Annotated in this window: 17 protein-coding genes and 1 pseudogene; 7 read left to right on the top strand and 11 right to left on the bottom strand. The window is 61.2% G+C overall.

Annotated features, from left to right (window positions below; all coding sequences use genetic code 11):
- Window positions 1-4 precede the first annotated feature (4 nt).
- From H7A12_01040 to H7A12_01030, 3 genes are read left to right on the top strand one after another with little or no spacing between them, the layout of a single operon-like run.
- Entirely contained in the window at window positions 5-2,149 is a 2,145-nt protein-coding gene (locus tag H7A12_01040) for a carboxypeptidase regulatory-like domain-containing protein (protein ID MCP5319413.1), read from the top strand.
- A gap of 41 nt (window positions 2,150-2,190) precedes the next feature.
- Window positions 2,191-2,631 (top strand): c-type cytochrome, encoded by a 441-nt coding sequence (locus tag H7A12_01035; protein MCP5319412.1) that lies wholly within the window; start codon window positions 2,191-2,193, stop codon window positions 2,629-2,631.
- Window positions 2,628-4,922: a PQQ-binding-like beta-propeller repeat protein gene (locus tag H7A12_01030; protein ID MCP5319411.1), complete on the top strand. Its 2,295-nt coding sequence runs from the start codon at window positions 2,628-2,630 to the stop codon at window positions 4,920-4,922. Before H7A12_01035 ends, H7A12_01030 begins: the two co-directional genes overlap by 4 nt.
- Before the next feature lie 16 nt (window positions 4,923-4,938).
- Here H7A12_01030 and H7A12_01025 read toward each other — a convergent pair whose 3' ends face one another.
- The 8 genes and pseudogenes from H7A12_01025 to H7A12_00990 all read right to left on the bottom strand — a co-directional run bounded on the left by H7A12_01025 (window position 4,939) and on the right by H7A12_00990 (window position 13,483).
- On the bottom strand, window positions 4,939-7,446 hold the full coding sequence (locus H7A12_01025; GenBank protein ID MCP5319410.1) for a CoA transferase: 2,508 nt from the start codon (window positions 7,444-7,446) through the stop codon (window positions 4,939-4,941).
- A gap of 227 nt (window positions 7,447-7,673) precedes the next feature.
- Window positions 7,674-8,888, bottom strand: a complete 1,215-nt coding sequence (locus tag H7A12_01020; GenBank protein ID MCP5319409.1) for an MFS transporter — start codon at window positions 8,886-8,888, stop codon at window positions 7,674-7,676.
- The gene (locus H7A12_01015; protein ID MCP5319408.1) at window positions 8,885-10,276 is read right to left on the bottom strand and encodes an FAD-binding oxidoreductase; all 1,392 of its coding nucleotides are present in this window, start codon (window positions 10,274-10,276) and stop codon (window positions 8,885-8,887) included. The genes H7A12_01020 and H7A12_01015 overlap by 4 nt, the downstream gene beginning before the upstream one ends.
- A 51-nt stretch (window positions 10,277-10,327) precedes the next feature.
- Entirely contained in the window at window positions 10,328-11,719 is a 1,392-nt protein-coding gene (locus H7A12_01010; GenBank protein ID MCP5319407.1) for a DUF1254 domain-containing protein, read from the bottom strand.
- Window positions 11,720-11,884: 165 nt separating this feature from the next.
- On the bottom strand, window positions 11,885-12,382 hold the full coding sequence (locus H7A12_01005; GenBank protein ID MCP5319406.1) for a hypothetical protein: 498 nt from the start codon (window positions 12,380-12,382) through the stop codon (window positions 11,885-11,887).
- A gap of 63 nt (window positions 12,383-12,445) precedes the next feature.
- Complete coding sequence (locus H7A12_01000) at window positions 12,446-12,856, bottom strand: GFA family protein (GenBank protein MCP5319405.1); 411 nt, start codon at window positions 12,854-12,856, stop codon at window positions 12,446-12,448.
- A pseudogene (locus H7A12_00995) lies at window positions 12,836-13,127 on the bottom strand (DDE-type integrase/transposase/recombinase). Before H7A12_00995 ends, H7A12_01000 begins: the two are co-directional and overlap by 21 nt.
- A 41-nt stretch (window positions 13,128-13,168) precedes the next feature.
- Window positions 13,169-13,483: a helix-turn-helix transcriptional regulator gene (locus tag H7A12_00990; protein ID MCP5319404.1), complete on the bottom strand. Its 315-nt coding sequence runs from the start codon at window positions 13,481-13,483 to the stop codon at window positions 13,169-13,171.
- A gap of 135 nt (window positions 13,484-13,618) precedes the next feature.
- Here H7A12_00990 and H7A12_00985 point away from each other — a divergent pair, with 135 nt between their 5' ends.
- Complete coding sequence (locus H7A12_00985; protein ID MCP5319403.1) at window positions 13,619-13,855, top strand: thioredoxin family protein; 237 nt, start codon at window positions 13,619-13,621, stop codon at window positions 13,853-13,855.
- 34 nt (window positions 13,856-13,889) lie between these two features.
- On the opposite strand, the gene H7A12_00980 is transcribed toward H7A12_00985, so the two are convergent.
- The gene (locus H7A12_00980) at window positions 13,890-14,114 is read right to left on the bottom strand and encodes an amphi-Trp domain-containing protein (protein ID MCP5319402.1); all 225 of its coding nucleotides are present in this window, start codon (window positions 14,112-14,114) and stop codon (window positions 13,890-13,892) included.
- A 189-nt stretch (window positions 14,115-14,303) separates the two neighbouring features.
- Here H7A12_00980 and H7A12_00975 point away from each other — a divergent pair, with 189 nt between their 5' ends.
- Complete coding sequence (locus tag H7A12_00975; protein MCP5319401.1) at window positions 14,304-14,441, top strand: hypothetical protein; 138 nt, start codon at window positions 14,304-14,306, stop codon at window positions 14,439-14,441.
- Window positions 14,442-14,519: 78 nt separating this feature from the next.
- Here H7A12_00975 and H7A12_00970 read toward each other — a convergent pair whose 3' ends face one another.
- The gene (locus H7A12_00970; GenBank protein MCP5319400.1) at window positions 14,520-14,969 is read right to left on the bottom strand and encodes a YcgN family cysteine cluster protein; all 450 of its coding nucleotides are present in this window, start codon (window positions 14,967-14,969) and stop codon (window positions 14,520-14,522) included.
- A gap of 99 nt (window positions 14,970-15,068) precedes the next feature.
- Here H7A12_00970 and H7A12_00965 point away from each other — a divergent pair, with 99 nt between their 5' ends.
- Both H7A12_00965 and H7A12_00960 read left to right on the top strand, forming a co-directional pair.
- The gene (locus tag H7A12_00965) at window positions 15,069-18,158 is read left to right on the top strand and encodes an error-prone DNA polymerase (GenBank protein ID MCP5319399.1); all 3,090 of its coding nucleotides are present in this window, start codon (window positions 15,069-15,071) and stop codon (window positions 18,156-18,158) included.
- A 108-nt stretch (window positions 18,159-18,266) separates the two neighbouring features.
- On the top strand, window positions 18,267-20,720 hold the full coding sequence (locus tag H7A12_00960) for a phosphotransferase (protein MCP5319398.1): 2,454 nt from the start codon (window positions 18,267-18,269) through the stop codon (window positions 20,718-20,720).
- On the opposite strand, the gene H7A12_00955 is transcribed toward H7A12_00960, so the two are convergent.
- Complete coding sequence (locus H7A12_00955) at window positions 20,695-21,465, bottom strand: endonuclease/exonuclease/phosphatase family protein (protein MCP5319397.1); 771 nt, start codon at window positions 21,463-21,465, stop codon at window positions 20,695-20,697. The two genes, H7A12_00960 and H7A12_00955, sit on opposite strands and share 26 nt — an antisense overlap.
- Between the last annotated feature and the right edge of the window lie 176 nt (window positions 21,466-21,641).

Here is a 21,641-nt window from a genome sequence, read left to right as displayed (position 1 = left end):
GACAATGAAAAATAAGTTTCCGTTCTCCACAGCCGCGGCTGCATGGTCGGGGTGTGTGCGTCTGGCACTCACGCTCCTGCTGTCGTCGACGGTGTTTTCGGCGACGACGGCGTACGCACGCGTTGCGATCGACAGGGACGATATCGGCGGCGTCGTGCGCAGTCCGCAGGGTCTGGAAGCGGGCGTGTGGGTGATCGCCGAGACACGCGATCTGCCGACGCGGTTCGCAAAGATCGTGGTGACCGATGACAAGGGCCGTTATCTGATACCGGATCTGCCCAAGGCCAGCTATCGCGTGTGGGTGCGCGGCTACGGCCTGGTCGATTCCCAGCCGGTGAACGCAGTACCCGGCAAGAACCTCGATCTACAGGCAGTTGTAGCACCCGATCCACGAGCTGCCGCTCAGTACTACCCGGCCAATTACTGGCTGTCGTTGCTGCATATTCCGGCGGAAAGCGAATTTCCTGGTACGGGCAACCGTGGCAATGGCATCTCCGCCGCCATGCTGACGCAAGGTCACTGGATCTACCAGGTCAAGGAAATGTGCTCGTTCTGCCATCAGCTCGGCAGCAAGGCGACTCGCGAGATCCCGGCTGACCTCGGCAAGTTCGACTCTTCGACCGCTGCCTGGGCGCATCGCATCACCAAGGGGCCCAATGGACCGTACATGAGCAGCCTGATGGGTCAGTTCGGGCGTCGGGGCATCAAGGAGTTTGCCAACTGGACGGATCGCATCGCTGCGGGTGAGGTGCCCGCTGCAGCGCCGCCGCGTCCGGCAGGACTGGAGCGCAACCTCGTGCTCACGCTGTGGGACTGGGCAGGCGGAGCGATGATCCATGATGAGATCAGCACCGACAAGCGGCAACCGACGCTCAACGCAGGAGGTCGGGTCTACGGCGTATCGACGCGTGGGGACAACGGTCACAAGCTGGTATGGGTGGATCCAAAAACGAACACCGTAGCCGAAGTGCCGGTACCGACGCAGGATCCGGCCGTCAGTTCGACTCCGCACAACCCCATGTTCGACGAGACGGGACGGGTGTGGATCACCTCCGCGATTCGCGATCCGGAAAAAAGTCCTTCGTTCTGTACCGATCCGTCGAACCGTTATGCGAAGTTCTTCCCGCTCGCTGCGCCGAATGGAAGTCTTCGCCAGGTATCGGTCTACAACCCGGAAACCGGGCGCTTCGACCTCATCGATACCTGCTTCGGGACGCACCATCTGCAGTTTGGCCACGACGCAGGACGCACGCTTTATCTGAGCGGCGATACGCAGGCGATCGGCTGGGTGGATACGCGTACGTTCGATCGTACCGGCAGTGCAGAGGCCTCGACGGGCTGGTGCCCGATGGTCCTGGACACGAACGGTGACGGGCGCATCGGCGCGTGGACGAACCCGGGTGAGCCAGACGATCCCAAGAAGGACAAGCGCCTCGCCGGTTTCCTTTACGGCATGGGCGTGAGCCCGCTCGATGACAGCGTCTGGTACGCGCGCTATACGTACTTCATCAACGACTGGATGCCAGGCGTGCCGGGAGGCCTGATGCGCTTCGTGCGTGGCGACAATCCGCCCGAAACCTGTCGCATCGAGTACTACGAGATCCCGGTGAAAGACGGCAAGGCGGTGGCGTTCAATCCGCGCGGCGTCGATCTCGACAGCGATGGTGTGGCGTGGGTTGCGCTCGGCAGCGGTCGGTTGGGGCGTTTCGATCGTCGTCAGTGCAAGGCCCCGAGCGGGCCCGACGCCACCGGGCAGCATTGTCAGGAAGGCTGGAGCTTCTTCGATACCCCTGGCCCGCGCTTCAAGGGCGTCACGACGGGCAGTGCCGACTGGCACTATCTGACTTGGGTCGACCAGCACGAGGTGCTTGGCATCGGCAAGGACCTGCCGATCATGCCGGGAAGCACCTCGGACTCGCTGTTGGTATTCCAGCCCGAAAGCAAGAGCTTCGTGACGCTGCGCGTACCGTATCCGCTCGGCTTCTATGCGCGCGGACTCGATGGCCGAATCGACGATCCACGCACCGGCTGGAAGGGACGTGCGCTGTGGGCGAACTACGGCACACTGGCCACGACACACATCGAAGGGCCGGACACAAACTCGCGCATAGTGAAGTTCCAGTTGCGTCCGAATCCGCTTGCGAAGTGAGGGATCAGAGCCTTGTATCGGTAGGGAGGAGGGTAGACGTGATGGGCACACCGACCACTGAACGCAATGCGCTGATTGCCGCGACGGCTCTTGCCGTGCTGTTGGCATTCGCCGGTATCGAACCGGCCGGTGCACAGGGCACGCCACTCGGGGGAACACCCGAGGGTGCCGCCATGAAGAATCCCGTGCCAGCGACTGAAGCGTCAGTGGCGGCTGGACACGGGATCTATCTGGCCATGTGCGCGGCATGCCATGGCGAGAAGGCCGACGGCCACGGTCGCGGTGTTGGCGACTACGGCAAGCGTCCGGCAAATCTGACGTTGCCGCAGTATCGCTATGGCACCGCCGACGGCGACGTTTTCGACGTGATACAGAACGGCATCGAGCCGAGTCTTGCGATGCCTGCCTGGGGCGACACGATCAGCGAGACCGATACCTGGCATCTCGTGAATTACCTGCATACGGTACGCAAGGCGCAGTGAAACCACGCGTGATGCGGGTACTGCCCCTCGTTCGCCTCGCGGTGGGCACGCTGATCGCGGCGTTCGCGTCACCCGGGATCTGTGTGGAACCGGCAACGGCGGGCGTGCTCAGTGTGGCACAGGCACGGCGAGGACTGGCGCTTTACGGCGAGAAGTGTGCGATGTGCCACGGTGCCACGCTGCAGGGGCGCGACGCCCCGGCACTCGCGGGTCGGGCGTTTGCGCAAAAGTTCGGCTCGGCCGATCGTCTTCACGACTATCTGTCCAGAAGCATGCCGCCATTCGCACCGGGACGCTTGGAACAGCAGCACTACCTCGATATCACGGCCTACATACTCAGCGTGAACGGAGCCCGTACCGGCGACCATGAGCTTGGCCGTAACGATCTGGCATCCATCGATCTGGGAAGTCTGTTGCCAGTGGAGCCGGACGCGGAAAACAAGAACGCCGATATCGCAAGTCAGGATGACACCGCCGTCCCGCAGGCATTCACCTGGGGCAGCGAATTGCCGTTGCACCATTCCGTACACGACAAGGCGGCGGTAGAGGCCGCAAAAGTCACGATCGCGATTCCGGACCGCATCGACTCGGCGGCGGGTCATGCCGTGGTGCACCCCGATCGTCACTATGAACCGGTCAGCGACGCCATGCTGCTCGATCCACCGCCCGGCGAATGGCTGATGTCCCGCGGTACCCTGAGCGTCTACGGCTACAGTCCGCTCGCGCAGATCGACCGGAACAATGTTGCCGACCTCGAGCTTGCCTGGGCATGGCCGATGGCCGAAGGAGGGCAGCAGCAGACGGCACCGCTGGTCCACGACGGAATCATGTTCATTGCGACTACCGACGACGTGGTGCAGGCGCTCGACGCCGCGTCGGGCGATCTGATCTGGGAGTTCCGCCCGGCGCTGGCCGAGCTTCCACCGTCCTGGGGATACCAGCGTTACCAGGCGCGACGACAGAAGGGATCGATTGCGCTCTACCAGGACAAGCTCGTGCTCGCGACCGCGGACGCCCGGCTGGTCGTGCTCGATGCACTCAGCGGACGCGTGGTGCGGGAAACGCGCGTGCTGGATCACACGCGTGGCTACGTGTATACGGTTGGCCCGCTCGTCGTGAACGGCAAGATCCTCTCCGGAGTGGGAGGGTGTTCGATCTCTTCCACCGCCGGTGGGTGTTACATCATGGCGCATGACTTCGAAAGCGGTCGTGAACTGTGGCGCTTCAACATCATCGATGATCCGCAGAACCCCGAGCAGCAGCGTTCCTGGGGTGGCGTGCCAGCGGCTAACCGCTGGGGCGGCACGGCGTGGGCAACCGGTTCCTACGATCCGCGCACGAACACCACCTTCTGGGGTACCGGCCAGCCGGGCCCATACCCGGAACTGCTGCGCGGCTCCGGCAAGGGAAGTCTGCTGTACACCAACAGCACCCTGGCGCTGGATGCGGATACGGGCAAGCGCCGCTGGCATTACCAGCACCTGCCGCGCGACAACTGGGACATGGACAGCCCGTTCGAGCGCATGCCGATCGATGCGACGGTCGACGGAAAGCCGCGCCGCCTCCTGGTCACCGCAGCGGGCAAGAACGGCATCGTTTTCGCGCTCGATCGCGATACGGGCGCATTCGTCTGGTCCCGGGAAACGATCTTCCAGAATGTCGTGACCGGTATCGATGCGAAGGGCAGGGTGAAGACCAACGAAGGCCTGATCGCTACGGCACTCGGCGAGGAAAAATTCGTCTGCCCGTCGCTGTGGGGCGGCAAGTCGTGGCAGGCTGCGGCGTACAGCCCGTTGACCGGCACGCTGTACGTTCCGGTCGCACAATCGTGTAATACCTTGACGCCGGTGCGCGCAGAGTTCACCGCCGGCAATGTCGTGGGTTCGGTCACGGCAGGTCCGCGCGTGCTGCCACCGGGAATTACCGAGGCGGGTGTCATCGATGCGATCGACGTTGCAACCGGCGAGCGCAACTGGCGCCACTCACAACGGGCGATCCTGAGCAGTTCGCTGCTCGCTACCGGTGGCGGTCTGCTGTTCGGTGGTGATGCCGGGCGTTACTTCATGGCGCTGGACCAGGATACGGGCGAGGTGCTGTGGAAGGTTCGGCTCAATGCACCGATCGGTGGCTATCCGATGGCCTATCAGATCGACGGCGTGCAGTACCTCGCCGTGCCGACCGGCTACAGTGCACAGGCGGGAAGTGGTGCGGCGCTGTTCCCGGAAATTCCGTTGCCGAGCGGTTCAGGCAACTCGCTGTTCGTGTTCCGGCTCCGTGGTTCAGCGCACTGACTGAAAGCCGCAAACCTCAGCTCGACAGGCTGCCGTCTGCAGCCGTACCGATCGCCGACTCACGTTTCATCCGAGCGATCTCATCATCGCGGTATCCAAGCTCACGCAGTATCTCTTCGCTGTGTTCGCCGACTATCGGTGGCCTGCGGCGGAACACCAGGGGTGTATCCGAAAGGTTCGCAAAGCTGCCCATCTGCTCCAGCCGTCCGACCTGCGGATGATCGAAGGACACGATCCATCTCCGGTCGTGGAATCCCGGATCGCGGTGCATCGATGTGGCGAAGGTTGCGTCGCAGATCTCGACCGGCACGCTGGCGGCATCCAGCTTCCGGAACCATTCTGCCGCACTGTCCGTCCTGAATCGTTCCGCGAACAGCCGTGCCAGTTCGCTGTCGTTGCGGTGCTGCACTGCAGCGTCCGCGTACTTTGCCTCCGACCCATGTAGGTCGGCATTCATGCCGACGGTGATGCCGAGTATCCGATACATGGCATTCCAGTGTGCATCGCTGAGCAACAGCACGCTCAGCCATCCGTCCAGCGTCTGGTACAGGCGCTGGCCAGCGGAAAAGCCGTACTGCATGTGATCGAGTCTGGGTCGATCGAAGGACGAGCCATCAGGGCGGGCGAGGGCGTAGGAAGTGTTCAGCAGGCATGCGTTCACTATCGACGTATCGACGAACTGTCCCTCGCCGGTCCGATCACGATGGTAGATCGCCTGTACTACCGCAATGGCCGACAGGAAGCCGGCGCCGGTGTCACCCATCGACGTGTTGCTCCAGAACGGCTTGCCCCCGTCGTGCATTCCGCCGTCCTCATACTGCACTCCAGCCAGACAGGCTCCCGTCTGGTCGTTTCCCGGGTGCGCGCGGCGTGGTCCGTCTTCGTAGCCGCGGAGGTGGCAGTAGATCAGCCGAGGGTTGATCTCTCGCAACGAGTCGTAATCGATGCCAAGCCTCCTGGCAGCGTCGTAACGCATGTTGTGATGCACCACGTCGGCGCTCTTCACCAGATCGAGAAAGGCTTTCATCCCGTCGCGAGTCTTGATGTTCAGTGCAATGCTTCGTTTACCCCGATTGGCGATGTATGCGATATGCACGCGGTGCCAGGCCTGGTCGAACAGGTTGTTGATCTTGATGACTTCGGCACCCAGATCGGCAAGCAGTTGCGTACCGAAGGGACCCGCGATAGCAGCACCCAGATCGAGCACCCTTATGCCTTGCAGCGGCGCTGCGAGGGCCTTGTGTTGCCTGCGATCCGGCGTGAAGGGAAGGGGTGCATGAAGCGCGGCTCTTCGCAACTCGTCCGTATGCTCGCCAACCGAAGGCGCAGCGTGTTGGATCGATGTGGGGCAGGCGTGCAGGCGATGGCAGATTCCCACCTGGCGAGTCGCGCCGAGCTCGGGATCGTCGAGTTCGACGACACAGCCATCACGAAGAAACTCCGTATCGACCAGTGCTTCTTCGGGCGGCCTGACAGCCTGCAGCGTGATATCGCTGATGACCGCTGCCTTAACCCACTGCGTAGAATCGAACTTTGCGACAGTGGCAGCCAGGGCGGGTTGGTAGTAGCTCAACGCGACCAGCTCCCGGACCTCGGTTCCGATTCGATCCGGATCGTTCTGGATGCGAAGCTCCGGCGTGGCTTCCAGTGCGGCTCCTGCACCGGCAGCAAGAATGAAGCGCGGGTTGGGTACCCAGTTGTGGATCCAGCGACCATCCTTGCACCGGAAGTGGCCCTTGGGCGCCTTGCTGCCGAATACCCACGAATCGAAACCGGTGACGTCGGTGTGTTCGGCTCGCTGCCACACATACGATCCGGCACACAATGCACCCTGCAGCAGGGATGTCTCTACCCATTGTCCACGCCCGGTGACTTCGCGCGCGCGCAGTGCGGCGCTGATGCCCAGTGCCAACGCGAAAAATGCACCCAGACTGGGCCAGCTCGACGCCGAAAAAAGCGGACCGGCTCGTTCTGGACCTTGTACCGATCCGGGTGGCACATCGAGCTCGGGATGGAGATCGGGCAAAGCATTCATGTGGCGGACGGGACCTTCAGGCCAGCCACGCAATTCCCACTGCAAACCCGTACGCGCAGCGACAAGGGAGTCGTAGCCCGGCCGGTCCGAATGCGGGTTGCCGCGTCCGTAGCCGGTAATTGACCCGTAGACCAGGCGCGGATTGATTCGCTGCAGCGAGTCGTAATCGATCCCCAGCCGCGTGGCGGTTCCGGGACTGAAGCTCTCGATCAGTACATCCGCGCCGCGCACCAGAGACAGCAGTACGTCCTTGTCGGCCTCACGCTTGAGATCGAGAACGCCACTGCGCTTGCCTCGCTGCCAAGCCTTGTAACCCAACTGCGTGCGGAACGGGTCACCACCCGGAGGTTCGACCTTGATCACTTCGGCACCATGATCGGCAAGGATCATGCCGGCCATCGGCCCGGCGATGCCCCAGGAAAGGTCCAGTACGCGGATGTCCTTCAAGACTCCGGTCGTTGCGTGCTCATCTGGTGCTTGCTGGATCATGCGCATCCTCTCTGCGACTGGACCGATGTCGGATCAGGCTCTTGCCGCTGCCGCCATCGGTGCCACGCCATTCTTCCAGCAGTGCACAACCACCGGCAATGGAAATGAGCAATACGGAGCATCGATGATATCGGCCTCGATCGATGCGTCCAGTCTTGGGTCTGCCGAGGTTCGCATAATGTATATTATGTTAAATATGATTTTTCTCGGATGCGCTCGACTGCGCCTTACCGCGGATCTCGCACATCCAGTGTGCCGAGCGTGATGACTGCGATGCACAGCGCTCCTGTCAACGCATACAGCATCACCTCGTAGCCGCCGGTGGCGTCGAAGCTGACTCCTGCAAACGCCAGGCCGGCGGTTACCGTCAGCGTGATCAGTGGCGACATGGCACCCATTACGCGGCCATAACTTGCCAGGCCGAAGACCTCCGGCAACAGTGCACCCCACGTCGGTCCCGTGCCGCCGCTCGCCGTACCGAGCAGGAGCATCGCGACCAGCACGGCAACGCGCGATGGCGCGAGCATGATCAGCAGCACGCCACCGATCATCAGTACCAACGCAATCTGCAGCAGCGACTTCTTGTCGAGCCGATCGGCACCATGTCCGAACAACAGCTTTCCGACCATGCTGCCGACCGGCGCCGCGATCAGCAAGCGCCCCGCATCGCTCTGCGTCAATCCGGCGCCGACCAGGTACGGAGTGAAGTTCGCCAGGACCACCGTAATGGTGCAGAAGATCAAAGCCACCGGGGCCCCGATCAACCAGTACTCGCGGCGCGCAAGGATCGCACCGAATCGCAGCACAGCGCCCTGCCCTGCGACAGACCCGAGCTGTGTTCCAGCTTCCGGGCGCGGGGCGTTGCGCGTGGTCAGGAACAGCACGGGCAGCAGTAGCAGCACGAGAACGAGTGCGTAGCCTTGCAGTCCACCGCGCCACCCGTGGTGTTCGATCAGGTACAGAAATGCCGGTGGAACCAGAAATCCACCCAGGGAACCACCCAGTGCGGCGATGCCGAGCGCCCGTCCGCGCGTCGCGGTGAAACAGCGCGCCAGCATCGGATTGATCAACAGGATCCCGAGCAGGTTGTTCGCCACCGCCAGCGTGAGCGCGAACACGACGATGAACACCTCGATGCTGGGGCTCTGCGAAAGCAAAGCCATGCCGCTCGCGTATACCAGCGTGGCGATCGCCATCAGCAGGCGTGGGGAATGGCGGTCGACGAGCGCACCGAAGCCGGGCGCAAGCACGAAGGCCGCCAGGGTCGATCCCGTCATCGCGTACATCACCTCCGCCCTGGTCGCATCAAGTCCTTCCTGCAGTGGCAATACCAGGAAACTGAACGAATAGCTGTAGAAGCCGATCGCGAACAGCTGCGCGAGCAGCGCGCCGGCCACGACCGGCCAGTACGAGCGGGTAATGTCTGGAGTGGCGTCGTTCAATCGAACACCTTGCCGGGGTTCATGATCCCGTACGGATCGAACACGCGCTTGATCGCACGCATCGCGTCGATTTCGGTCGCACTGCGCGTGTAGCCAAGCAGTTCCTTTTTCAGCAGTCCTACACCATGCTCGGCCGAAATGCTGCCTCCGTATTCGCCAACCAGTGCAGCAATACGATGTGAGGCTGCGCTACAGAACCTGGCAAACACACGGCTGTCTGCATTTTCGGGCTGCAATACGTTGAGGTGCAGATTGCCGTCGCCGATGTGGCCATACCACACCACTTCGAAATCCGCGTATTCGCGGGAGATCAAGTCCTGCACTCTGTCGATGAAAACGGGAAGCTGCGGAATCCGCAGCGCGATATCGTTCTTGTACGGCCGCCAGCGTGCCAGGGTTTCGGACATCGCTTCGCGCAGCCGCCACAGTGCACGTGCCTGAGCGAGCGACTGCGAGAGCACGCCGTCGTGCACCCTGCCCTGGTTCATCAGCCGCATCAGCACGTCGAGCGCAGCATCGCGGTCGCCCTCCTCCTCGAATTCGAGCAGCACATAGAACGGAGCCGACACGGCAAGCGGTGCTTGCATGTCCAGCGCGCGCAGTACGCGCAACAAGCCGTTGTGTCCGAAGAACTCGAAAGCGTTCAAGGTGAACGTGCGCTGGAATGCGTGCAGCACGTCCAGAATCGACGCGAAGTCGCGTACCGCCAGCAGCATCACGGCCGCTGGGCCGGGCGGTGCGTGCAGGCTCAGCGTGGCCGATGCCACGATGCCCAGAATGCCTTCCGAGCCGACGAACAGGTGGCGCAGATCGAATCCGGTGTTGTTCTTGACCAGTCCGCGGTTCAGTTGCATCACTTCACCGCGCCCGTCGATAACCGTCAGCCCGCGGACCTGCTCGCGCGTCATGCCGTAACGGATCACGCGGATACCACCCGCGTTGGTCGCGATGTTGCCCCCGATCTGACTGGAGCCGGCTGAAGCAAAATCGACACCGTAGAACAGCCCCGCGTCGGCTGCGTGCTGCTGTAGTGTGGCGGTCACCATTCCCGCCTCGACCGTGATCGTGCGTTCGACCGGGTCGATTGCCAGCAGACGGCTCATGCGCTCTAGCGCCACCACGATCTCTCCGTGCGCGGCGATCGCTCCTCCGCTGAGTCCGGTACGCCCGCCGGATGGAACCAGAGGAATGCGCTCGTGACGTGCGAGATCCACCACCCCTCGCAGCTCCTCGAGGTTGCGCGGCAGCGCCACGCAAGCAGGACGGGGCGGTACCAGTGCGGTGCGATCGTTGCCGTAGTGTGCGGTTGACTGTGGATCGTCGATCACACCATCGGCGCCAAGCAGTTCGCGCAGACGACGTGCGATGACCTCTGGCGTTGTGGGCATGCTCTGCGTCTACGCGGTGTGTTCAGAACCTTCGTGGGTCAATGATTACCCTCACTCGAGCCGTCGCAACGGTGGCGGCTCGTACGTTCCGTCCAGCACGGACTGTGCTGGCTCGAAGAAGCGCAGCGTCAGGAACAACGGGGCATCGGTGACCGGCAACCAGTTGACGTTCTTCTCTTCCGGCGGAGTCCGCTGCAAACGTATTACCAGCGCTCCATCCTTGCGGTAGACGAGATCGGACATACGGTCGGTGATCGCGTAGCGGTCGATGGCGTTGGGAATCAGGTCCACCGTGCTGGCGTCGTAGACATTGAGTGCCCAGAAAGCATTGGCGGGTGGCAACTGCCCCGCCGGAAACACGATCTCATAGCGATGATTGCCGCGCAGCGGACGCCCATCGGCGTCGGTCAGGGTCGACAGATAGATGGTTTCTTCGGGTCGATTGCCCAGAAAGCCGTGAAATTCCACGATGGCCCGGCGCAGGTAATCGAAACCGTACTCACCGTAAACCTCGTTGGATGGTTTGCTCCAGCCCACGATGGACGGAGCCGCCAACGCTGAATCGGCCAGGATCCGATGGCCGTCTTCCAGCGCTCGCTGCAGGCCGCGTCGCAAGGCTTCCGGCAAGCGCTCAATATGCAGTTCCACGGATGGCCCGATGCCAACCTGATTCATCTGCGCCATCAGCAGCGCCTCCTCCGGCCGGCGCGGATTGCTGCGCAGAAAGTGGTTGAGGTGCTCGAAGAACGCCAGCGAGGTCAGTGCCGATTTGTCCGGAAGCACGTAGCTGGTGGATTCACGCTGCACGCCGTCGAGACGGATGCCGTGCATCACGGCACGGGCAGCCGGCAGATCGTCAGCGCCATTCACCAGCACCCGGCCCAGCAGATAGCCATAACGCGTCTTCAATCGCACCAGGTGGGTACCTGCAGGCACCTCGCCCTGCCACTCGGGCCCTGCCACCAGCAGGCGTTGGGCACCCGTGCCGGTGGTGCGCCGTCCGGTGTGTTGTACCTCGGAGTACAGATCCGTCCAGGTCAGCACGTAATAGCGTCCGGCAGTGTCCGGCACATCGACCAGCAGTGGTTTCTCCGACACATCCAGCCAGCCATTGAAATACAGCGTGCTGGTATTCGGCCCGCGTCCGGCGAACATGCCGCCGGGGCGCTCGAGGTTCTCCTGAAAGGCAACCTGGTTGATCGGCGCATACACCCCGTTGGGGTCCAGACCTTTGTTGATCTGTTCGCGCATCACGCGCAGATAGTCGATGACCGGATAACCGTACAGATAGGCTTGCAACCCCGTCGCATAGGCAAGCGCTTCCTGACGGTGGGCGATGATGGCCTGCGGATCCTTGCGGACCTGAGTGGGTGTGTCCGCCATTACGGTACTCCCGCACAGTGACAGCAGGATGCTGATCAGGACGGCGTGGCAGTGTCGCATGGCGTTTTCCTTATATGCTGTCTGGAATCTGGATCTTCAGTGCTGCGCACCGCAGCACCACATGGTCTCTGGAAGAATGAGTCAGCGTTGTGGGATGGCGTTCAGGTGCAGTGGAATGTTGACACAGACGCAGTGGTCTGTCGCCGGCCTTCCTGTCGACGACACTCATTGGACGGTGATCTCCAGCGAGTCTGATACCGGCTCACTTGCGGTCGGTTTGAATGCTGAATCGAGCTTGAGCACACTGAGCGAGATACGGCTCATGCCGGGGCGAACGGCACGCAGCATGATCCGGTTGCGAGTGGGCAAACCCGGTGTGAATTCGAGCTGTGCTTCAAGACTGCCCGGATTGCTCGATTTCACCGCCAGGACGGACGCCGGAACAGCATGCCGGCCAAGAAACGGCTCCCCACGGAAGATCCAGCCACCACCGAGGCGGCGGAAGCCGAACTCCGCAACCGATGCATAGATGGTCACCTGTGTGCCGACCGATAGCCGAGGAAGCAGCACCAGCTGGTATCCGCGCAGTACCGGGTGGAGCCGAACTTCCGTGACGTCGTCTTTGCTTGCGCCTCTGACCTGGTCGACGTCCAGTTGAATTCGATGCGCCTGGGTGTCGCCGCGGAAGTCGTTCCCATACATCCACCAGCCCAACAAGAACATTGCCGTGAGCACCACGACGCCGAATCGAATGAGTGCAGAGGTTCTTGTCATGCCGACTAGCAGTCATTTCTTCACTGGCAATTCTTCATGCTTTGGCAATTCACTGGTTTCCACACACCAAGAAGCTCTTGAACCCCAGAATATGTTCTGTTCATGCCTTATTCCTGGATCTTCGTCCAGTGTACCTGCTGGAACTACCATATTTTTATCGTCCTTCACTTCCCATGGCAATGATGAGCCGCATTTCTTGCAGAACGCCGTGGTCAAATACCTTGTCTGAGGAAAAGCATGTTTTCCGACATGCTCCGCACCTTTTACCCAATGGAACTGTGGAACAGGAACAAATACGTTTGCGGAATGCACGCTGCCAGTGGATTTTCTGCACCTTGAGCAATGGCAAAATTGGAAGCCTTTGAAGGGCGGCTCGATTTCATGCTCGACTCTTCCACGACGTGGTTTCCTTCGACGCCACAGCGCTATCCGGAGCGCATCGCATGCCAGGTCCACAGTCTCATGCGTTCGGCCATCGCCCAGCCGATAACCAGACGCGCATACAGGTCGATCACCACCGCCAGGTACAGCCAGCCCTCATTGGTCCACTGATAGGTTATATCGCCGACTCACTTCTCGTTCGGCACCGAAGCGTCGAAGTCTTGGCGAACACGGTCGGCGTCACCGGCAAACCGTGCTTCGATTTCGTCGTCGCCTTGAATTTCTTTGCCACCTTGGCTCGCACTCCCTGCCGCGGGTTCAGCGGCGCCGCTTTTTGGGGTCCGCTGGAGCACCTTATCCGGCGCAATTGATTTCGTCATCCAAGAGCTTTAGCTGTTCAATGATGCCAACCAACTTCTGGCCATTCTGGGTCAGAGAATACTCGGTCCTGGGTGGTACCTCCGCATAAACATGTTTGGCCAGCAAACCATAAGTAGTCAGCTTGCGTAGCCGTTCAGACAGAACCTTTGTTGAAATGCCTTGTACGTGACGCTCCAATGCTCCAGGGCGCGAAATTCCGTCAGAGATGGCACGCAGAACCGAGACAGACCACTTGCAGCCAACCACATCTTCAAGTTGCGCATAGGCAGATTTCACCGGGGGTGACATTTTTTATTTCCTCTGTTTTCCACAAGTTACACCAAAAGGTTACCGGGGCACCAGGAAGTGCCTGCTATGCGCGGGCCGGCGTTGTTCCTAGCATGCAGGTGTGCCGGTGGTGCTAACGAACCCAGGAGAAATGTCATGAAGGCCAAAGCCATTTTCTACCATGCCGGATGCCCCGTATGCGTTGCTGCTGAGCAGAACGTAGCCAACGCACTTGACCCTGCAAAGTACGACGTTGAGATTGTCCACCTGGGCAGCGACAAATCGCGCCTGAAAGAAGCGGAGTCTGCTGGTGTCAAGTCCGTGCCGGCCCTCGTCATGGGTGGAGCAGTGTTCCATATCAACTTTGGCGCTGGAATTGAAGCATTGAAATAGCCGTCTCATTTTTTCCTTGACCGTGGGGTGATGCTCACTCCTTGCCCCACTTGATCTGGAACTCGATTTCCTCCTCTTCCGCAGACCGCTCATGCTCAATATTGAAGCGGGCTTTTGCAGGAACGACGATTCGCTCGCCCGCGATCTGAATGGAAAATCGCTCGCCATTTTCGATGGCATCCGCAAAACGGCGTAGCTTGGCTGCGAACGCAGCCCTCGGGTAACTCTTCTCGATGTCTCGCTTGCGTTTCGCTGTCATGGCAGGGCTCCTGGAAGTTGCTGTTCGGATTCTTTGCCGCCTAACGCCTTAGTTGAACGAAGCCGCTTCGCGGCAGGAACAAGACAAGAAGAACGAGACGCCAAAACCGGAAAACTTCTCCAGCATGCCCAGACCCAAGTGTGCATCACCGAAGGAGAAGCGACATGGATTCATCGAAGCAAATCCGTTTTGACGTTTGACGCACTGTACGCGAAGCATCTTAGAGCATTGAAGCTCCAAGGCAAGGCACCGAAGACGATCGATGGTTACGCACGAGCGCTGCGCCGGGTAGCCGCACACTTCGATCGCTGCCCGGATCGACTGTAACCGGCCAAACACGGCCCGGTTCGGTCTCTCACAAAACCGGGTCAAGCGGGTCCAGCGGAATTGGGAGGCAAGACAGCATCAGCCGATGCGGAAGATGATGTGATCCTCCCAGTCTTCCTCGTGCACCTCGTCTTCGCTGATCATGCGTCCGGCGTACGATATCCCTGCGCGATGTACCGCATCGCGGTCGTTGCACACCAGATGGTGCCAGTCCGGCAGCTCCTTTCCTTCGGCCAGCAGACGGTAGCTGCAGGTTTCTGGAAGCCAGCGGTAATCGCTGATCGTCTGTGGTGTCAGCTCGATGCAGTCCGAGACACGCAGGCGGCGGTGAGCGTAGTCGCTGCAACGACAGGTTTGGGGATCGAGCAAACGGCAGGCCACGTTCGTGTAGTAGATGCGTTCGGTGTGCTCGTCCTCGAGTTTCTGCAGGCAGCACAGGCCGCAGCCATCGCACACGGATTCCCATTGCGCACGGCTCATGCGCTCCAGCGGAGTGGTCTTCCAGAACGGTGCAGTGGATCGGTTCATTGCGGCAGTGCCGGTTGTGGGCAGTGTGGTGCATGTTAACCGGGCAAACCCTGCAGAGCCTGTATACTGTACAAACAAACAGTACATGGGTTGAGGCTTATGGGCTACGCCGAGTTGCACTGTCTCAGCAATTTCAGTTTTCTGCGTGGTGCTTCGCACCCGGCCGAGCTGGTGGCACAGGCCGCACACGAAGGTTATCGCGCGCTGGCACTGACCGACGAATGTTCGCTGGCAGGCGTCGTCAAGGCGCATGTGGCAGCACGTATGCATGGCCTGCACCTGATCGTCGGTGCCGAGTTCCGGCTGGATTCCGATTGTCTGCTGGTGTTGCTTGCGCCGGATCGCGCGGCGTATGCCGAGCTGTCCGGCCTGATCACGCTGGCGCGCCGTCGCAGTCCGAAGGGTGAGTACACGCTGGGCTTGCACGATATCGAACAGGTGATCCATTGCTGTCTCGCGATCTGGCTTCCGGGTAGTGGTGCCGAAGACGGGCTCGCGGCCTGTGGCGAGGCATTGCGCAACGTATTCACAGACCGGCTCTGGCTGGGAGTCGAGTTGCTGCTCGGTGCCGATGACCAGGCGCATTACCAGCGACTGTGCGGCATTGCACGGCGCCTGGCGCTGCGGATGGTCGCCTGCGGTGGCGTGTTGATGCATGTGGCTGAACGCAAGGCTCTGGCCGATACGCTGTGTGCAATCCGGCTTGGAGAGCCGGTGCAGCAGCTCGGCACGCGACTTGAGCCCAATGCGGAACGTCATCTGCGGCCGCTGGCACGATTGCGTCGCATCTATCCGCCTGCGCTGCTCGCTGAAACATTGCTCATTGCCAGTCGCTGCAGTTTTTCGCTGAGCGAACTGCGTTACGAATACCCGGCCGAGGTGGTGCCGCCTGGTATCACGGCTACGGGCTGGCTGGCGCAACTGGTGGATGCCGGCGCGCAACGACGCTGGCCCGCCGGAGTACCGCAACGGGTGCGCGCGCTGCTGGACAAGGAGCTCGTCCTGATCGCCGAACTCGGCTACGAGCACTATTTCCTGACCGTACACGACATCGTGCAGTTTGCGCGCAGCAACGGCATCCTCTGTCAGGGGCGTGGTTCAGCTGCCAATTCGGCGGTCTGTTATTGCCTGTTCATCACGGAAGTGGACCCCGACCGCATTGCGGTGCTGTTCGAACGCTTCATTTCACGTGAGCGCAACGAACCACCCGATATCGATGTCGATTTCGAACACGAACGGCGCGAGGAAGTCATTCAGTACATCTACCGCAAATACTCGCGCGAGCGTGCGGCACTGGCGGCAACGCTGATCCGCTATCGCCCGCGCAGCGCGGTGCGTGACGTCGGCAGGGCGCTGGGGCTGGACCCGCTGTTCGTCGATCGGCTGGCGAAATCGCTGTCATGGTGGGACTGTCGCGAGGAACTCGCCCGTCGTTTCACCGAAGAGAATCTGGACGCTGCGACTGCAATTGCAGAGAAGTTGCTGTCGCTGGTGAACCAGATCCTCGGCTTTCCGCGCCATCTGTCGCAGCATGTCGGTGGCTTCATCATCGCGCGTGGCCTGCTGGCCGCACTGGTGCCGGTGGAAAACGCCGCGATGCCAGGACGCACCGTGATCCAGTGGGACAAGGATGACATCGAAGCGCTGGGGCTGCTGAAGGTGGATATCCTCGCGCTCGGGATACTGAGCGCACTGCGTCGCAGTTTCGCACTGATCAGCGCCGCGCATGGCGTCGAACTCGACATGCAGTCGATCCCGCACGAGGACCCCGCAACCTACGCGATGATCAGACGCGCCGATACCGTGGGCGTGTTCCAGATCGAGTCGCGTGCGCAGATGGCGATGCTGCCACGCCTCAGACCACGCACTTTCTACGATCTGGTGATCGAGGTCGCGATCGTGCGTCCTGGGCCCATCCAGGGCGATATGGTGCATCCCTACCTGCGACGACGCCGGGGGCTGGAACCCGTCAGCTACCCCGACGAGGCCGTTCGCGAAGTGCTCGAGCGCACGCTCGGCGTGCCGATCTTCCAGGAGCAGGTGATCAAGCTGGCGATGGTCGCGGCGGGTTTTTCGGGTGGTGAAGCCGATCAGTTGCGTCGCGCCATGGCGGCCTGGCAGCGCAACGGTGCGCTGGCCACATTCGAGCGCAAGGTGATCGACGGCATGCTTGCGCGCGGGCACCAGCGCGAATTTGCCGAGCGGCTGTTCAGGCAGATGAAGGGTTTTGGCGAATACGGTTTCCCGGAATCGCACGCGGCGAGCTTCGCCCTCCTCGCCTACGCCTCGGCGTGGATCAGGTGTCATTACCCTGCTGCCTGGTGCTGCGCGCTGCTGAACAGCCAGCCAATGGGCTTCTACTCGCCTTCCCAGCTGGTACAGGACGTACGCCGTCATGGCGTCACCGTGCTCCCGATCGATGTCGATTGCAGCATCTGGGACTGTACCCTCGAAAGCCACTCCTCATCCGTTGCGATTCGACTGGGTCTGCGGCAAATCGACGGACTGGCGCAGGCGACTGCCGTGCGCATCGTCGCCGCACGGCACGAGCACGCGTTCGACAACCTGCACGATCTCGCGCACCGAACGCAACTGCAGAGCCACGAGCTGACGCTGCTCGCCGGTGCCGGTGCATTGCAACGTCTGGGTGGACATCGTCGCCAGGCGCACTGGCGATCCGCAGCAATCGAGGAACCCCGTCCGCTGTTCGATGCCGTCGAATGTGCCGCAGAGATGGTTGCAGACGACGGCGTGCTGTTGGCGGCGCCTTGCGAAGCAGAGGAAATCGCACAGGATTATCGCAGCCAGGGCCTTACGCTGGGCCGCCATCCGTTGGCCATGCTGCGTGATCGGGAACCATTCGTGCGCTGTCGCACGGCCGCAGGACTGGCAGCGCTGGACGGAGCCCGTTTCGTGCGTGTGGCCGGCCTGGTCGCCGGGCGTCAGCGCCCCGGTACGGCCAGCGGCGTGCTGTTTCTGACCCTGGAGGACGAGACCGGCAATATCAATGTCATAGTCTGGCGTGACCGCCAGGAGCGTTTTCGCACGGCCTTGCTGCGTGCGCGGCTGCTGCTGGTCAAGGGGGTGCTGGAAAGCCGGGACGGCGTGGCCCACGTGATTGCCGGCGAGCTGATCGACCACAGCGCGGCTCTCGGCACGCTGCGCACGGTATCGCGGGATTTTCATTAGGCTGCGCCTGGTCGACGGCCAGCGCATCCTCACCTCAGCTGCTAGGCTTGTCGTTGGCACTGCAGCCCGTGCATCCGATATCCGCAAATACGATCCGAGAGACATTCCGTGGGAATCATCATTCGCCTCTATCACCGCTCCGAAGGATTGAGCAACAACCGTTTCAATACCTTTTTCATGGACATGGGCGAGAACATCCATGTCCATTACCGGGATCTGCGCATCGAGTTCAGCGTCGAGGAGTTCCTCGAGTTCGCTGACCTCTGCGAGACCTATATTCCGCAGGTCCGCAAGGAAATCGCCGCCGGGTTCCGCGATGGAGTGAATCCGAACACCAACCAGAGCGACACGATCAAGACCTTTTTCAACAAGAAGCCGCTCGGGCGCAACATCGTCTACAACCCCACACGCATCTCGCTGGAGGAAAATACAGACGGTTTTCACATCCACCTGCGCAACTACAAGCTGCTGCTGGACAGGGAGTCTTTCCTCAATTTCGCTCGCGCTGCACGTGATGTACTCGATCTGCGTGAACGTGCGGTCGACCTCGACGAGACACTTCGTTTGATCGAAATCAACGAGCTGACGCATCGTGTCGAGCAGATCAGGCGTGATGGGGATGTGGCCTCTGCGCGCGTGAGCGTAGAAAAGCCCTACTACCGCAAGCTTCTGCAGTTGTTCACCGGGCTCGGCTACACAAAACCCGATTCGAAGCGGGATGTTTACGAGATTCCGGGAGCGCGAATCGAGCTGCGGGTGATTGCTGCGACACCGCTCCCGACAGCCAGGGCGACCGTTGCCTCGACCGTGGTGCCGCTCGCCGAGTACCTCGGTGCCAACGCACGCAACTTCAGCCCCCGCGAGATCAACCTGCTGAAGCTGCAGGTCTTCGATTTCTACGAGTACGCGCGATGCAACAATCTTGGCGAGCGCTTCGAGTTCGAGCACACGAAACTGCTGTTCGATACAGCCAGCGACAGGGTGATATTCCCGGCACGCAATGCGCCTGCACCCATCGACCTCGATCGTGAGTGGATGAACTTCGACCGCTTCCTGAACGGACATGGAATCGGTTTCGTGAAGCCGATGAAGATCCCCTACGGTGAAGAGAAGCTGAAAAGGCTTGATGTTGCGTTTCGCGAGTACGTGCGCGAACACGTGGGTCGGTATCCCTGCGTAGCGAAGGTGCACCTGCTGAATCCGATCGAGTGGAAGAAGACCGGCAGTCGCACCGGACGTTACGACGTACCATTCCTGCATATTGCGTGGGCGAAGCTGGGTTCTGACTTCGATATCCTGATCGAACTCGACGAGCGCTATCCGGTTCCCGAAACGTGGGACCGCAAGTTTTTCTGGAAAGTATGCGGCTGTGACTACTATCACCTCGGTGAAGTCGATTTTCCGATCGACAATCCGTGGCAGGAACAATTCCCGAACATTCCGTTCCGCCACCACCTCGTCGAGGCCTACCTGTTCTTTCCTTCCCGCATGGACGTGACGGTAAAGGATCGCTACCTCGGCGGCTTTCCGGCACGCGAAGTGCTGTACGAGAAAAGCGATATCACCACCAACCTGCCCGCCTTCGTCGAGCAGCACTACGGGGTTTCGATCGAAACGCTGACACCGCTGAAGGGCGTGAGTTTCAACGAGGTATTCAGAGCAAGCACTGCCGGCGGCGAATACATCGTGAAGGTCATGAAGGGGGCGGAGTTCACTCCACCCAGCGAAGGGCACCGCGGTACGCACCTGCGTTACGAATGCGCGCTGCTCGAGGCGCTGGCACATGCCGGTGCGCCCGTGATCATTCCGCGCCGGGCGCTGGACGGGTCGCTGTGTCAGCCATTCGGCAAGTTTCACTGCATGTTGCTCGACTACGTGCATGCTGTGAATCCTGCTCGTCTGGAACGGGGGCACGTCGCTGCCGCCGGACACATGCTGGCTCAAGTACACCGTGCGCTGTTGCCTGAGGTTGCCACTACCGAGGCGTATCGCTTCACTGAATCGCTGGATTTCTGGCTTGCCGACTGTGCGAAGCTGCCGCTTCGGTTCAGTGATGATCCGGAGTTCCACGCCCGTTTTTCCGAGCTGCAACCGGGCATCGTTGCGGCACGCGAACGCATCGAATCAGACCGGAATATCCCGTGGGTCCATTGTCACGGCGATGTGACCCCGCGCAACGTGATGTTCGTCGACGGCCAAGCCATCCTCTACGACTTCCAGGCAGCCCATTTCGCCCCCCGCATTGCTGACGTTGCCGAAGCCGCTCTCGAGTTCGCATTCGTCGATCAGGAGTCGCGCATCGACAGGACGCTGTGTGATGCATTCGTCGCAGCTGCGGAGGAAATCCATCCGCTGAGCAAGGCTGAGCGAAGGCTGCTGCCGTCGATGATGTTCCTGCATGCTGCAATCAAGCTCGGCCGCCTGCTGCGCATGCAGGTGGTCTTCGGCAACAAGGTGAACATGAATTATGTCAACGCGTTCCTGGATTACGCGTCACAGCAGATCCCGACCTTGAAGCTGACTTCACGCAAGCGGCTCAGCGATGTCTCCCAGGCAGGTTGAACACCCCCATCAGCGCAGCGTGGTCGGACAGATCGCGCCACGCGCCGCTGCTCAGGCGCTGGCAGGCAACGGGTGCAACGCCGCGGTAGTAGATGCGATCCATCGGCAGCAATGGCTGCCAGATCGGGAATGTACGTGCGTGGCACCCCTCCAGTTCGAGAAACAGTTCTTCGACCCCAAGCCCGGTGTGGAGGTGCTGTCCGGCGCGGCGCCGCCAGTCGTTGAAGTCCCCCGCGATGATCAAGGGCTCGTCGCGCGGCACGTGCGAGTCGATGCGCGCAGCGAGCACCTCGAACTGCCCTCGCCGCTCCTTCTCGAGCAGGCCGAGGTGCACACACAGCGTATGTACGCGCACCCTGCTGCGCGGGATCTCGATCACTCCGTGCAGAATGCTGCGGCTCGAGCGTGGAAACACGGCGACGTTGATGTTTTCCCAGCCCACGAATGGAAATTTGCTCAGGATCGCGTTGCCGTGATCGCCCCTGCGGTAGATCGCGTTGCGGCCGTAGGCGTAATGCGGCCATGAACTGTCAGCCAGATATTCGAAATGAGGCTGTTCCGGGTAGCTGTAGCGACCTTCATGGCTTCGCCGTCCGCTGTGCCTGCCGTGGATTTCCTGCAGGAACACGAGATCGGCACGCGTCTCGGTGATACGGGCACGCATCGCGTCGAGCACGAAACGGCGGTTTCCGGAGCAATAGCCCTTGTGGATGTTGTAGGTCAGTATCCGGATCTGACGCGCCACGGTGTGTCGTCCTGCGGTGATGGTCGCGGACGGCGGCAGGGTGCGCGACGCGCGGGGCACCGGATACTAGCCAATGCCTGCCGTGTGCGGCAAGCGGGATCCGCGATCACTGCCATACCGGCCAAAGATGCAGCCTGGCGCTAGCAAAGAACTTGCCAAGCGAGGGGCTGAAAAAA

The organism is Pseudomonadales bacterium (assembly GCA_024234165.1).
Lineage (GTDB): Bacteria > Pseudomonadota > Gammaproteobacteria > Pseudomonadales > UBA5518 > UBA5518.
The sequence above is the reverse complement of the archived record's forward strand: the minus strand, read 5'-3'. Positions and strand labels throughout refer to the sequence as shown.

Excerpts from the sequence above, each read along its gene's own strand:
- H7A12_01040 (MCP5319413.1), top strand. The coding sequence starts at position 5 with ATGAAAAATAAGTTTCCGTTCTCCACAGCCGCGGCTGCATGGTCGGGG.
- H7A12_01035 (MCP5319412.1), top strand. The coding sequence starts at position 2,191 with ATGGGCACACCGACCACTGAACGCAATGCGCTGATTGCCGCGACGGCT.
- H7A12_01025 (MCP5319410.1), bottom strand. The coding sequence starts at position 7,446 with ATGATCCAGCAAGCACCAGATGAGCACGCAACGACCGGAGTCTTGAAG.
- H7A12_01015 (MCP5319408.1), bottom strand. The coding sequence starts at position 10,276 with ATGCCCACAACGCCAGAGGTCATCGCACGTCGTCTGCGCGAACTGCTT.
- H7A12_01010 (MCP5319407.1), bottom strand. The coding sequence starts at position 11,719 with ATGCGACACTGCCACGCCGTCCTGATCAGCATCCTGCTGTCACTGTGC.
- H7A12_01005 (MCP5319406.1), bottom strand. The coding sequence starts at position 12,382 with ATGTTCTTGTTGGGCTGGTGGATGTATGGGAACGACTTCCGCGGCGAC.
- H7A12_00990 (MCP5319404.1), bottom strand. The coding sequence starts at position 13,483 with ATGTCACCCCCGGTGAAATCTGCCTATGCGCAACTTGAAGATGTGGTT.
- H7A12_00985 (MCP5319403.1), top strand. The coding sequence starts at position 13,619 with ATGAAGGCCAAAGCCATTTTCTACCATGCCGGATGCCCCGTATGCGTT.
- H7A12_00980 (MCP5319402.1), bottom strand. The coding sequence starts at position 14,114 with ATGACAGCGAAACGCAAGCGAGACATCGAGAAGAGTTACCCGAGGGCT.
- H7A12_00970 (MCP5319400.1), bottom strand. The coding sequence starts at position 14,969 with ATGAACCGATCCACTGCACCGTTCTGGAAGACCACTCCGCTGGAGCGC.
- H7A12_00965 (MCP5319399.1), top strand. The coding sequence starts at position 15,069 with ATGGGCTACGCCGAGTTGCACTGTCTCAGCAATTTCAGTTTTCTGCGT.